Below are 13,285 nucleotides of genomic sequence, written 5' to 3' on the forward strand. Positions count from 1 at the left end.
TCTATAGCTATTTAAAAAAAGGAAAAAACATGGAGAATATCAATAATTATTTTGATTTTATATATCAGGATATTGTTATCCCTTTTTTTAAAAGATTAACTGTGTTTTTTACACCGAGTCATGGGTTGTTCATTGGATATTTATTTATGGCTTTTTTAATTGCCGTTTTGTTTTATGCTTATAAAAATAAAACGGCTAACCCATTAAAAGCCAGCAAAATGGTAATCAAGGCGCACAAATTCACATCAAAATCATCAAAGGATGATTTCATTTTTTATTTTGTCGACAAGATAGTGTTTGGGTTTACATATGCCCTTATTTTATCGTCAGCTTTATTCTTTAAAGAGGGCACCATAAATATCTTGTCATTTCTTAGCATTCCTCATTTCCATGTTACTCCAGGCATAGCTATCAACTTGGTTTTAACTCTTGGCGCAATAATTGTTTTTGATTTTGCCGTTTTTTTTGAACATTTTCTGTCTCATAAAATCAGGCTATTATGGGAATTTCATAAAGTTCATCACATTGCTGAAAATTTGACACCTTTAACTGCTTATAGATCTCACCCTGTAAATCAAGGATTTTTTATCTTAATAGCAAGTTTGTTTACAGGTATATATGCAGGTGGAATATCTTATTTTTTCGATGCTCAGCACACATATATTCTTTTTTCTGGGCAAAACGTATTTATGTTTTTACTTCTTATGTTTGGTTTGAATTTGCAACATTCTATGGTTTACTTAAAATATCCCCCTTTTATCAGAGATATTTTTGTTAGCCCTGCATATCACCAGTTACATCATAGTAGTTCCGTTAAACACTATGATAAAAATTTTGGTTTCATTTTTTCATTTTGGGATCGCTTATTTAAAACACAAATTATGCCTCAGGCAGATGAAGTATTGACTTTTGGTGCAGCAGGAGAAAGATATGATAATTATTCTGGGGTGAAAAATATGTATGTAACGCCTTTTAAACGAGTTGTAAAACGACTGAAGAAAATAATTGAAGGTCTCCGATGCCAGTAAAATCCTTGTGAACATACACTTTTGTCGAGTTCGTCAGAGGGGAGAAGGAAGAAGTCGATGTTGCCTTTGAGGAATTAGCGGTGGGTGAATCATAATTTTTATCTCGTCAAGAGGCAATTTCCAATCATATGATCACCGCTCCCCAACTATCCGATAAACCGCCGTATCGCATTTCTGTGCTTCAGGGCATTGTTTGCAACTGCCGCTTAGGCAGGCAGTTGCATTGATCTTTTCCAGTTTACCCATCACTGTGAGCTGCTCAAGCATAGCTTCAATCATCGACAGTGAAGCAGATAGCTGGTGGCTCAACAGTTTAGCATCAGCCCGTCCATTCAGAGCGACTGCATCCCTTACTTTTAACAGGCTAATCATTCTCGGCTCCTAGTGGCAGTTTCCACTGGAACAGTGGCAGCGATTTACAGTGTTGTTGTTCAGCTTCATCGTTACGCGGCTGCGTGCCCGGCGTAGGAAGAAAAACACTAATGCGTTAAATATGGCTATAGTAAGGATAGTGATCAGGCTGCTTTGTGGGTGTTGTGAAAAAGTCACAATCTGATAGAACAGAGCTGAGATTGAGTAAGCTACATTCAGTCCCCACAGAATAGAAAATGTCATCCAGCCGCGGCTAGTTTCGCGGGCGATAGCACCCATCACAGAAACACAGGGAACATACAGTAGAACGAAGATTAAATAACTGTAAGCGGAAATCGCAGAGCCGAATTTGGTACTCATTGTTCCCATAGAGCCGCTATCCATGTCACCGTCACCTTTACTAGCTTCTATCGGGTTAGAAAGTACGCTCAGAGTGAAGGTGTCTTTCAAACTATCCCAGGTTTCATCAACAGCATCTTTCAGCTCACCAAGTAGGTTGAACCCATCTGCATCAAACGGTTCATTAGTGATACTTTCCGCGGTGTACAGGGTATTTAGTGTCCCAACAACCACTTCTTTTGCCATTGCGCCAGTTATCAGGCCCACGGTTGCCTGCCAGTTATCTGAGTGAACTCCGATTGGCTGTAATACAGGTGTAATGACTTTGCTGACCGAAGCCAGCGCGGATTCGTTGATGCTATCCACCGCTTGACCTGAGAAAGAAAAGCTGTTGAGTGCACCAATAAATATACTGGCGATAACGATCACTTTACCGGCACGGATAACAAAACCTTTCAGGCGTTGCCAGGTTTGCAGAAACAGGGTTTTCAGATGTGGAATATGGTAAACCGGAAGCTCCATAACGAATGGTGAAGCTTCACCACGCATAATGGTGCATTTCAGCATCAGGCCAGTCAGGATAGCAACCATAATTCCCAATATATAAAGGGAGAAAACAATGGTGGCACCATTTTTGCCAAAGAATGCAGCGGCGAATACAGCAAAGATTGCCAGCCGTGCACCGCAGGACATAAATGGCGCCATCATAATTGTGATCAGACGTTCACGTGGTGCATCCAGTGTTCTCGCACCCATAATCGATGGGACGTTACAACCAAAGCCAACAATCAACGGGACAAAAGATTTACCCGGCAGTCCCAGAACTTGCATTAGGCGATCCATGACAAACGCCGCTCGTGCCATATAACCGGAATCTTCAAGGAAAGAGAGGAAAAGATACATCATGCCGATTTGTGGCACGAGTGGTAGCACGGTGTTAATACCGCCACCGATACCCTGTGCGAGGAAAACCGTCAGCCATTCAGGGAAGCTTAATGTATGACCAAGCCATTGAACGCCGTGAATGAAAATAGCAATAGAGCCACCGTCGAAAATAGGCTGTAATGCACCACCGATATTAATTGCCAGCACGAACATTAAATACATAACAACCAAGAAAATTGGCACACCCAGCCAGCGGTTGAGGATAATTTTATCGATTGCCTGTGTGAGTTTGTTTGGCATGGCTTTTTGGGTGTCGATCACTGCCATACATAACGCGTTGATACTTTGATAGCGAGCATCGGCAATGACCAGTTCCGGTTCTTCATGTTGCTGTTGTTGCAGGCGTTCTTTAGATTCAGCCAATATTGAAGTAGCAAGACCGGAACGTTCCAGGCTGTAAATATCTCCTTCAAGCATCTGAAGCGCTAACCAGCGGCGTTGTTGAGGATTAAAATTGTCTGAGATTGCACCAGATAGCTTGTCAACTTCCTGTAATAGACTGTCAGGGTAGCAAATCAGTGACTGCTCTGAATTTTGTTTATGATGATCTATCGCCTGTTTCAGCTCATTTAGCCCGGTAGCACGTGTTGACACCATTGGAATAACCGGGCAGCCAAGGCGTTGCTCCAGTTCGGCAATATCAATTTGGATATGTTGGTTTTTAGCAATATCTAGCATATTCAGTGCAATAATGCATGGAATGCCTAATTCAAGGAGTTGCAGTGTCAGGTAGAGATTTCTCTCAAGGTTAGAAGCATCGACTACGTTAATCAGCATGTCAGCATCACCGCCTAGAATATAGTGACAGGCTATTTGCTCATCCAGTGATGTCTGTTCGGAAATCGTGGTGAGAGAGTAGGTTCCTGGCAGGTCAACTAATTCGATTTTATGATCCGCAGTGATAAAACGACCAGTTTTCTGTTCTACCGTGACGCCCGCCCAGTTGCCTACACGCTGGCGGGCGCCAGTAAGTTGGTTAAATAATGTTGTTTTGCCGGCATTGGGGTTACCGATTAAGCCAATGGTGAGTGCTTTCATGTTTTCGTTGCCAAATTAAGATTAGGAATAACAGTTTTACGGTTTGTAATGGATTATTCGTTTCACTGAGCGTTGTCTAATATAAGAAATTCTAGGTCTTTTTTTCTCAGAATCAGATTGACTCTACGAGTCTCAATTTGTATCGGATCGCCTAAAGGAGCTAAGCGGACAACATGAAAAGAGGAGCCGGGTAACATGCCTAATGACAGCAATTTTTGCCGGTAAGCGGGGCTTATCTTTGGAGAAAAGCCAATGATTTTGTAACTATGGTCTGGAAGAAGTTGCATATAACCTTCCGCGATGTTTGCAAGTAAAAGTGATAATCGTATTAATTAATATAAAGTACGATTTTTATTCTATCCATATTAATTGTAAATGGAAATAATAACCAACATTGATTTCAATATTAATTGCATTTTCATTATTGAAGTCACCAAGGTTGATATTGATCAGTGAATGTGGATTTTTTCTGGTTAAAGAGATAAAGATGCACTGCCGGAGCAGTGCAGCACCCTTAATCGAAGGTGCTTTTGTCTTTCGATGTTTCTGGCTCTCAGCAGCGATATTCATGGTATCGTTTGTATTCCGATCCTCTTAAATCCAAAGGTAATTCATTGATTTTCTATATAATGCTAACTTTATAACATTTACCGGGTATTCTAAATGCTTGATTAGGAACTATATTAGCCCCTTCTCTAATTCCTGTATCAATGTTGATATGTTCGGTCCGTAGACAGTAATAATTTTTGCACTTTTCGCAAATACTCCATATCATCTATATAACGAATATACGTAAAATATGAACTCAAGTAGATACAATATGGAGGCAGTATGATTACTAAATCGCAAGCCAAATCAGAAAATGTCAGCTTTGACTTTCTTTCAATTGAGTTATTAAATGACAAGGATGCTGCCAAACATATCAATTTGTCTGAAATTTCTGCTGATGAGGCAAATCAGTATGTGGTAGTAAAGTTGCCAAGAGCAATTGATTATCATGATATTAAGTTGGCAATAGCTAGTGCAGTAACAGCTGTCACTACATTCAATAAGAACAAATATCAGTCTATTGTAACCGAACCATCTTCAAAAATTGGATTTACTTCCCGTAATGAAGCACGCCTTGAAGAATTAAAAAATCGGATCATTACTGATTCAAAGTGGCTGACTGCGAGTGAACTCAGCAAATTAGTCGGGTCTAAATCAGTGAATCCCAGCGCTGCGGCAAATCGGTTGAAAAAGTCGAAAAAAATATTCGCATTACAAATTGGTGGCAAAGACCTATTCCCGCTGTATGCTCTAGACGAAGGCGGCCAGCCATTGCCAGTGATAAAAAAAATTATTGCGTTGTTTGGGGATAAAAAGACGCCTTGGGCAATAGCTATCTGGTTTGGTACACCAAATAGTTGGCTTGGTAATAAAAAGCCAAAGGACCTTCTATTAACTCAACCGAATGATGTTTATATAGCAGCCAAAGAAGAAGTTGAAGGGCCATGTCATGGCTGATGATAAAAAAGAATTTCAAGAAGGTATACCGCTTCCTCCAGAGAATACAGCAACCAAAACCCAAAAATGGAAAGCAGGTACACCTATTGAACGTATTCATAAGTCTAAGTTTAAAGGAGCTGAATTTAATCCTGGAGTTGGCAATGCTCGTTTTAGTCCGTTCAAAAATAATGGAATATCTGTTCCAACGCTCTATGGCGGTGAAAACGTAGGAGTAGCTATTATGGAGACGATTTTGCATGATATTCCATTAAATTGCGCTGGTATACCTGTTGATCTGGGTAAACTAGATGATTTAGCGCACAGCCAAATTACTCCGCAAAGAGATATCAAGTATGTCGATATCAATCCAAGAATACTGAAGAAATGGGGGATTATTCAAAGCCAACTAATAGAATCTGGAGCATCGGATTATCATATTACTCAGCTCTGGGCAGCAAAAATTTATCATAATAATCCTGATGCTCAAGCAATTCGATGGCCCTCTAAGCAACACGGCGGCAAAGCAATAATAATTTTTGGAGATCGAGTGGGAGAAAAAGATTTGCATGTGTCTCTTGAATCTGAACCAGCCACTACCTCTAAAGAAGTTAACGAAAAACTTAAAGAGCTTGCAGATGAAATGGAGTTGGTTTTAGTACCTAAAGATATAGCATAATCTACGGCATATTTGTTATTGAAAGCCTGAATTGTAGGTGGGCTCCGTCCTCTACTATGACAGTAGTAACGTTGCTGAGTGTTGTTCTGGTATCTTCACCTCCAGATAGACCAAATCAAAGGACGGAATAATGTGGCGAGCAGCCCTGCCATATGACTGATGAGTAAGACCATCATCTTTTGACATAATGAACGAGCGGCATGGCTGTGTTCTCATTGAAATTGTTAGCTCAATTAAGTAGATCTGCCTGTCACTTTTCTAAAGATTTCTCAGGAGTGCACCAGATTCTTTTCCCGACGTTTGAGTACATCGTTGATGATAAATTCACTATGTTACTTCCATCTAATCTACTCCTTGAAATGTATATTTATAGTGAAAGTTTGAGGGGGCAGTGTTCTTAACATGGCAGAAATCTCCGTAATCTGAGATGCACTGCCAAGGCAGTGCATCTATTTACAGGTATATGAATCTCAGCGTTTTTTTCCGAATGCGGCGGCGAGTGCATCACTCATGGCACTGTTCCCGGCTGAGGCAGGAGAGCGTGGAGTATTGCGGTTCCGGTCATTGCGTTCAGGACGGCGGTCAGCTTGGGTATTGCTGCTGCGGCGTGAGCTGGTTTCTCCCGGTTGTTCATCGAGGCGCATGGTCAGCGCAATACGTTTACGATTTAGGTCAACTTCCTGTACTTTTACTTTGACGATATCGCCTGTTTTTACCACCGTGTGGGGATCTGTTACAAACCGCTCTGACAATGAAGAGATGTGCACCAGACCATCCTGATGGACGCCGATATCGACAAATGCACCAAAGTTAGTCACATTTGTCACGGTACCTTCCAGTATCATACCTAGGCGCAGGTCGTTCATCGTTTCCACGCCTTCTGCAAAGGTCGCGGTTTTAAACTCTGGGCGTGGGTCGCGGCCCGGTTTTTCCAACTCTTTCAGAATATCGCTAACGGTTGGAACCCCAAATTGTTCTGTGGTGAAATCTTCAGGTTTCAATCCACGCAGTGAGGAAGGATTACCCATTAATTCTTGAAGCTTCTGTTCAGTAGCTGCCAGAATTTTCTCAACGACTGGATAGGCTTCCGGGTGAACGGTCGATGCATCCAGTGGGTTATCACCGTGACTAATACGCAGGAATCCGGCGCACTGCTCAAAAGCTTTTGGCCCAAGGCGGCTGACTTTCAGTAATTGTGCACGGTTATTGAAGCGGCCATTCTCATCACGCCAGTTTACGATATTCTGGGCTATCATACGCGTCAGCCCGGCAACCTTAGTGAGCAGAGGTGCGGAGGCGGTATTCAGATCGACACCGACAGCATTCACACAATCTTCGACGACCGCATCCAGTTTCTTGGCAAGCAGAGTCTGGCTGACATCATGTTGATACTGGCCCACACCAATGGATTTAGGATCGATTTTCACTAACTCAGCCAGTGGATCTTGCAGGCGGCGGGCGATAGAAACTGCACCACGCAGTGAAACATCCAGATCAGGAAACTCTTGGGCTGCCAGCTCAGATGCAGAATAAACAGAGGCTCCTGCCTCACTGACAATGACTTTTTGTGCTTTTATCTCCGGGAACTGTTTTTGTATATCCGCGAAGAAACGTTCTGTTTCGCGAGAAGCGGTTCCGTTACCGATAGCGACCAGTTCTACCTGATGTTTGATACACAACGCTGCTACGCTTGCGGCTGCTTTGGTGGTTTGCCCGGTATGTGGATAAATAGTGTCTGTGGCTATCAATTTGCCAGTGGCATCGACTACCGCAACTTTAACACCAGTACGCAGACCAGGATCGAGCCCCATTGTTGCACGCATACCTGCTGGTGCAGCCATTAGCAGATCTTGCAGGTTGCGGGCGAACACTTTGATGGCTTCATCTTCTGCTTTTTCGCGTAAGGTACTCATTAATTCAGTTTCAAGGTGCAGCAATACCTTGATACGCCATGTCCAGTTTACTACGGCTTTGCGCCAGCTATCTGCCGGTGCATTGTTCAGACGTAGATTAAGATGCTCCGTAATAATCTGCTCGCCGTGGCTCTCTTTGGGTGGCTCATCAAATTGGGGATCAGCATTCAGAGAAAGTTGCAGTATTCCTTCATTACGGCCACGGAACATGGCTAGTGCACGGTGAGAAGGGACCTGTGCGATAGGCTCATGATGATCAAAGTAGTCGCGGAATTTAGCGCCTTCTTCCTCTTTTCCTGTGACAACTTTAGCGACCAGATGGGCATTTTTCCATAAATATTCCCGAACTTTTGCTAATAATGCGGCATCTTCGGAGAAGCGCTCCATCAGGATATAACGGGCGCCATCCAGAGCAGCTTTGGTGTCAGCTACACTTTTATCGGTATCGACAAAGGCAGCGGCAATTAAGTCTGGTTCTTGTTGCGGATCTTGCCATAGAGAATCCGCCAGAGGCTCAAGGCCCGCTTCAATAGCGATTTGCCCGCGGGTGCGGCGTTTGGGTTTGTATGGAAGATAAAGATCTTCCAGCTCTGTTTTACTCAGTGTTCCATTAATTGCTTCGGCCAGCTCTGGTGTCAGCTTACCTTGTTCATCAATGGATTTAAGAATGGTTTGGCGACGATCTGACAGTTCACGCAGATAACTAAGGCGGCTATCAAGTTGGCGAAGTTGGGTATCATCCAGACCTCCGGTGACCTCTTTACGATATCGAGCAATAAAAGGAACGGTATTCCCTTCATCAAGTAAACTGATCGCTGAAAGTACCTGTTGTGGCTGGGCCTGTAGCTCACTTGCAATAATTTGGCTCAGAGATTCATTCATGTTGTGTTTTCTTCTGGTGGATAGGCTTCAAATATTCGCAAAAACCCCTTTATACGTTTTAGGAGAAACAATTTCCAGTTCATGCCTAATCTTATTTTGATCGGTTACGCCACAATTCAACGAATTTATTGCAAGTTACGTCAGAGCAACCGCGATTAAATCGAATCTTTTCCTTGGATTTTTCATGGAAAAAGTCACCCCATCACCGGAAAAGGTTAGTTTGTTTTAGTGATTATTTCTCTTTATTCCAGCCTCAAACCCGCAATCAGCTCTTGTATTCGCAATTTAATCTTATTCGCTGGCTCTGCCTATTTCACATATTCGATCTTATTCACGTACCACATGGCTTCTCCTGTTGGCGTATGAACGATTACGCTGTCTCCGACTTCTTTCTTTAGTAAAGCTCGAGCCATTGGAGAATCGATGGATATGTAGTCTTTACGACCAAAAATTTCATCGTACCCAACGATACGGAAGCGTTTTATCTCTCCTTGATCATTTTCTATCTCTACCCATGCACCAAAAAACACTTTTCCGTCTTGTTGAGGTGAGTAATCAACACATCGTAGTGCTTCCAGGCTCTTGGTAAGGTATCTGACCCGTCGATCAATTTCCCGCAGTCTCTTCTTGTTATATTGATAATCTGCGTTCTCACTCCTGTCACCGAGACTCGCCGCCCAGGTTACTTTTTTGGTGACTTCCGGGCGCTCTTCACGCCATAGATAATCCAATTCTTTCTTTAGTTTGTCGTAGCCTTCACGAGTTATAAGCTTAGTTTTCATTTTGATTTGCTTTGATATATGTTCAGAACAGGAGATAAGTACAGCTTTTTGTTCCTGACTTTGAATACTGTAGTTAACTATAAAGATCCTAACGATTCAAAATAATCTCATCAACCAACGATATTTTAAACAAGATAGAGATCTACTTTTGACATAAGAAGACACATTAATTTTCAGTCTAAATAAGACGAAGATCCACTTTTAAACAAAAAAGAGACGTTAACCTTTACCCTTCCTTTTTTTCTGGGAAATATACTCTTGTTGATATAAGAAATTCTTATTTCATATAACAGGGGTCTCAAGAGAAAACGGTATTTAGCGAACTTTTAGTTATAAAGATCGCATTATTCTCTCATGTGTTATACCAGCCACTCTGAACGTTCCCCGATCCAAAAATTGGGTCATTCTTATACGTACGATCCATCATGGAAAAGGATATTGATGATAATGAATCAGCAAGAAACTAACGTAAGCATATTGGCGGGGAATTCACGGGCTTATCTCAATAAGGATAGTGAGATAGTTGTCGAGGCTCAACTGAAAGCCTTTGAGGCTGCGCTGCTGTTCGCCAAGCAAAGCCAAGATAAATGTGGTCAATTGCCAAGGATATCCGTGGCTTTCGATCATCATGGGATATTCCGCCTTCAGTTCCTGACAGAAAACCTCACTAATTCTCAAAAGCGGAACCCTCGCCTGAGTCATCTCCATACCTCGATCAGGAATGTATTCTTGCCCGTAACGGAAAAATATCAGATCCCGCTCAGTGAAATACGCGTTATTCACGAAGATTCAGCCAGGCAGCACCTTGTTCACATCCTTGCCTCCGGGGAAATACCCGAAATTATCACACGACGGATGGTGTCCAAAAACCTCGCTGACGGCAAACCATCGACGTCAGATGCTTCTTACGAAGAGCCGACTCAGAAACTCACTTGTGCAGCAATTACGAAGGAGTACTTCGAGAAAGCCGCCGGCGATCACAAAGGCTCAGACGCTCTTCTGGAGGTGTTCTTTGAGGATTGCGCCTGGTCGAGAGCTTTGGCATATGTGCGTGGGCTTCAGCTCAGCCACATGCTCGGTGTTTCAACCGCCATTCGTCTTAATCTTGTTAATGAAGCGGGCGATGTGAGCAAAGGCGATATAATTACTGCCCAGCAGATATAGTCAAGATAATAAGAAAATAATTTCATCTTTGTTAAGGTAGAAAATTATGTATAACTTAGCCCGACCTATATATCTGGATAACAACGCTACAACGCCATTAGATCCCGATGTGCTTCAATCTATGATGCCCTATTTTACCAACGCTTATGGAAACGCTTCCAGCAATAACCATGCATTTGGGTGGAAAGCAATGGAAGCTGTTGATAATGCAAGGAAAGTGATCTCAACATCGATAAATGCGATGAGTCATTCCGATATTATATTCACGTCTGGCGCGACCGAGTCGAACAATCTTGCAATCGCGGGCCTTCAACATCGGGGCAAGAGGGGGCATGTCATCACATCGACAATTGAGCATAAAGCTGTTCTTGATTGTTGCAGTCGGCTCGAATCAATGGGAACAGAGGTGACCTATTTACCGCCGCAAAGCGACGGTATCGTATCCCCAGACTCAATATCTCGTGCAATAAGAGATGATACCTATCTCGTCTCAATTATGGCTGCTAACAACGAGATTGGTTCAATACAAAAAATTGAAGAGATAGGCGCAATCTGTAAGGAGCATGATATTCCTCTTCATACAGATGCCACGCAAGCGCTCGGCAAAATAGAATTTGATGTACAGCGCATGAACATTAGTCTTGCCTCATTTTCCGCGCACAAAATTTATGGGCCAAAGGGGATCGGCGCACTTTATATCAACTCACGCAATAAAAATATAACACTTACCCCTCTCATTGTCGGAGGGGGACATGAGCGAGGATTACGTTCTGGAACTCTTAACGTCCCAGGGATCGTAGGCTTCGGTCGTGCTGTCGAGCTGTCTGTGAAAAACTTGACCGATGAGTCGATAAGGTTACGTTATTTACGGGATTTGCTTCGGTCGTATATTATCGAGAATGTGGCTGGTGCTCGGATAAACGGCCATCTCACCGAATGCCTTCCTGGTCTGTTAAATGTCTCCTTCAACGGCATAGATGCTGACTCGCTTTTGCTAGAGCTTTCTGAGGTTGCTCTGTCTTCTGGATCTGCATGCACATCCGCTAACAAGGCACCGTCACATGTACTGAAAGCAATAGGGGTCAGTGATGCACAGGCTCAAGCCAGTGTGCGTTTCGGACTGGGAAGATTTAATAATGAGGACGAGATACGGTATGTTTGTCTCCGTCTGGAAAAAGCAGTGAATAAACTGCGGTCCATGGCACCAAAGTCATTCGTTACTCAATGATAATTAAGATGGAGTTTGACTCATGCGAACAATGTCGGCACTTTTTCTCCTGTTCGGAACCCTGTTCACTGCGGGGGGATATGGCGCCACCTTTCTTATTTCCGCGTATTTTCGGTCACAAGGGGGGAGTGACATTGACGCTGGGACGACTCTCGGTGTGGCCTTGGTCGGCACCTTGATTGGTGTTCCTTTGGTCGGATGGTTTGCCGGGCGGCTGGAAGCATCGCGACTTGCCGCCCTCGCGGCGTTTGCGATGTCTTGTGGTTATTTTCTCTTAGGCGGCTTTAGCAGTGAACTGAGTTACATCCCGCGTATCGCAGCATTCTTGATTGGACTCGGTTGGGGAATGTTCTATATCAGTGGACCCATGGCGTTGTCGGAGCGTGTCACCGACGCTGATAGGGGCCACTGGTTTACCCGCTTTAGTGCGTTTCAAATGGCTGGGATTTGCGGCAGTCCCATCCTCCTTGCCGTAGCGGTTGAGCAGGCAGGAATGCCCATCCGAACAACGTTTCTCTTTGTTGGCGTCGTTGGCATCCTTGCCTCACTACTGCTGGCAACCTTTGGGATCAGGGAACCAAATGGTCAACAGGAGTTATCACTGAGACCTTGGGTGAAAAAAATAACGAAGATTGCTACAAGTAGTGCGATCCGTCCCATCATAATGGTAGGTCTGGGAGGCGGCGTATTCTCCGGAATGATGTCGTTCCAGAGTTCGCTCGTTGAAGGGACTCGTGCAAATGCTAGTACCTTCTTCGCGGTACATGCAGCGACTGTGGTTGTGTCGCGGCTTTTGTTAGCCCGACGTTTATCGACGATGCCCCGTATCCCGTTAGTCACCGTGTTGATGTCATTCTTAATCATAGGTATTTTGGCCCTGTTAGGCATACCGGTGCACCCCGTGTTCCAGATTGTGGCGGCCATGTTAACGGGGATAGGGTATGGATTGGTGTATCCCGTTATTCAAACATGGGCAGTAAATGACTCTGCTCTTGAGAATCGACATGCGGCCCTCACTTGGTTCGTTGTCGCCTATTTTGTGGGTATATTTGGATTTCCGGTAATAGGTGGGTGGATATTAGTTAGCTCGGGCAAAATCTTGTTTATTCTGGTTCTGGCCACAATAGCCTCTCTTGAACTTGTGGTGGCGTTATTGGGAGGGCGGTGGTTTCGTCGTATTAAGGACGAGCTGACGGCCCAGAGTGAAATACGTTAACGGTCATTCAGTGAGTATAAAAATCAGTATGTACGAGGTAGTGACTGCTCCCCGTCCTATCGGGCGAGGCTTCCCACTTCACAGGCCGCTGCTTGTGCTCGACAAGTCTGACGCTGGCCTCCATGGGCAGAGACGACGAGACCCGCCGCCTGTAATTCAAATAACCCTTGCTCCCTGATATTCAACGCGGCATTGATATCTCTGTCATGTTCCG

At 43.8% G+C, this 13,285-nt stretch carries 13 protein-coding genes and 1 pseudogene; 6 read left to right on the forward strand and 8 right to left on the reverse strand.

Annotated features, from left to right (window positions below):
* Positions 1–29 precede the first annotated feature (29 nt).
* Positions 30–1,028 (forward strand): sterol desaturase family protein, encoded by a 999-nt coding sequence (locus tag C5469_RS15280; protein ID WP_166308340.1) that lies wholly within the window; start codon positions 30–32, stop codon positions 1,026–1,028.
* A gap of 132 nt (positions 1,029–1,160) precedes the next feature.
* Here C5469_RS15280 and C5469_RS15285 read toward each other — a convergent pair whose 3' ends face one another.
* From C5469_RS15285 to C5469_RS15300, 4 genes are all read right to left on the reverse strand, one after another.
* On the reverse strand, positions 1,161–1,400 hold the full coding sequence (locus tag C5469_RS15285; RefSeq protein WP_166308343.1) for a FeoC-like transcriptional regulator: 240 nt from the start codon (positions 1,398–1,400) through the stop codon (positions 1,161–1,163).
* Between the two features lie 9 nt (positions 1,401–1,409).
* Positions 1,410–3,722, reverse strand: coding sequence for a Fe(2+) transporter permease subunit FeoB (gene feoB, locus C5469_RS15290; RefSeq protein WP_166308346.1), 2,313 nt, complete (start codon positions 3,720–3,722; stop codon positions 1,410–1,412).
* Between the two features lie 62 nt (positions 3,723–3,784).
* Positions 3,785–4,009 (reverse strand): ferrous iron transporter A, encoded by a 225-nt coding sequence (feoA, locus tag C5469_RS15295; protein WP_166308349.1) that lies wholly within the window; start codon positions 4,007–4,009, stop codon positions 3,785–3,787.
* A 64-nt stretch (positions 4,010–4,073) separates the two neighbouring features.
* Positions 4,074–4,292 (reverse strand): hypothetical protein, encoded by a 219-nt coding sequence (locus tag C5469_RS15300; RefSeq protein WP_166308352.1) that lies wholly within the window; start codon positions 4,290–4,292, stop codon positions 4,074–4,076.
* A 261-nt stretch (positions 4,293–4,553) separates the two neighbouring features.
* On the opposite strand from C5469_RS15300, the gene C5469_RS15305 reads away from it, so the two are divergent.
* Both C5469_RS15305 and C5469_RS15310 read left to right on the forward strand, forming a co-directional pair.
* Positions 4,554–5,228 carry an MbcA/ParS/Xre antitoxin family protein gene (locus C5469_RS15305; protein WP_166308355.1) on the forward strand — a complete coding sequence of 225 codons (675 nt, stop codon included), beginning with the start codon at positions 4,554–4,556 and terminating at the stop codon, positions 5,226–5,228.
* A complete protein-coding gene (locus C5469_RS15310) occupies positions 5,221–5,886 on the forward strand; it encodes an RES family NAD+ phosphorylase (protein WP_166308358.1) in 666 nt (221 codons plus the stop codon). Before C5469_RS15305 ends, C5469_RS15310 begins: the two co-directional genes overlap by 8 nt.
* 54 nt (positions 5,887–5,940) lie before the next feature.
* On the opposite strand, the gene C5469_RS15315 is transcribed toward C5469_RS15310, so the two are convergent.
* The 3 genes from C5469_RS15315 to greB all read right to left on the reverse strand — a co-directional run bounded on the left by C5469_RS15315 (position 5,941) and on the right by greB (position 9,463).
* Positions 5,941–6,102 carry a hypothetical protein gene (locus C5469_RS15315; protein WP_166308361.1) on the reverse strand — a complete coding sequence of 54 codons (162 nt, stop codon included), beginning with the start codon at positions 6,100–6,102 and terminating at the stop codon, positions 5,941–5,943.
* 254 nt (positions 6,103–6,356) lie between these two features.
* Positions 6,357–8,681 (reverse strand): Tex family protein, encoded by a 2,325-nt coding sequence (locus C5469_RS15320; protein WP_166308364.1) that lies wholly within the window; start codon positions 8,679–8,681, stop codon positions 6,357–6,359.
* A 308-nt stretch (positions 8,682–8,989) separates the two neighbouring features.
* Positions 8,990–9,463: a transcription elongation factor GreB gene (gene greB / locus C5469_RS15325; protein ID WP_166308367.1), complete on the reverse strand. Its 474-nt coding sequence runs from the start codon at positions 9,461–9,463 to the stop codon at positions 8,990–8,992.
* 447 nt (positions 9,464–9,910) lie between these two features.
* Between greB and C5469_RS15330 the strand changes: the two genes are divergently transcribed.
* Genes C5469_RS15330 through C5469_RS15340 form a run of 3 tightly spaced genes read left to right on the forward strand, consistent with a single transcriptional unit; the run spans position 9,911 to position 13,071 of the window.
* Positions 9,911–10,627 (forward strand): hypothetical protein, encoded by a 717-nt coding sequence (locus C5469_RS15330; RefSeq protein WP_166308370.1) that lies wholly within the window; start codon positions 9,911–9,913, stop codon positions 10,625–10,627.
* Between the two features lie 46 nt (positions 10,628–10,673).
* Entirely contained in the window at positions 10,674–11,855 is a 1,182-nt protein-coding gene (locus tag C5469_RS15335) for a cysteine desulfurase family protein (protein WP_166308373.1), read from the forward strand.
* 22 nt (positions 11,856–11,877) lie between these two features.
* A complete protein-coding gene (locus C5469_RS15340) occupies positions 11,878–13,071 on the forward strand; it encodes an MFS transporter (protein WP_166308376.1) in 1,194 nt (397 codons plus the stop codon).
* Positions 13,072–13,127: 56 nt separating this feature from the next.
* Here the strand turns inward: C5469_RS15340 and C5469_RS15345 are convergent.
* Positions 13,128–13,285, reverse strand: a pseudogene (locus C5469_RS15345) (RNA-guided endonuclease TnpB family protein); the annotation flags it as partial.

Origin of the sequence: Photorhabdus cinerea, from assembly GCF_011189575.1 — a bacterium.
In the GTDB taxonomy this organism is placed as follows: Bacteria; Pseudomonadota; Gammaproteobacteria; order Enterobacterales; family Enterobacteriaceae; genus Photorhabdus; species Photorhabdus cinerea.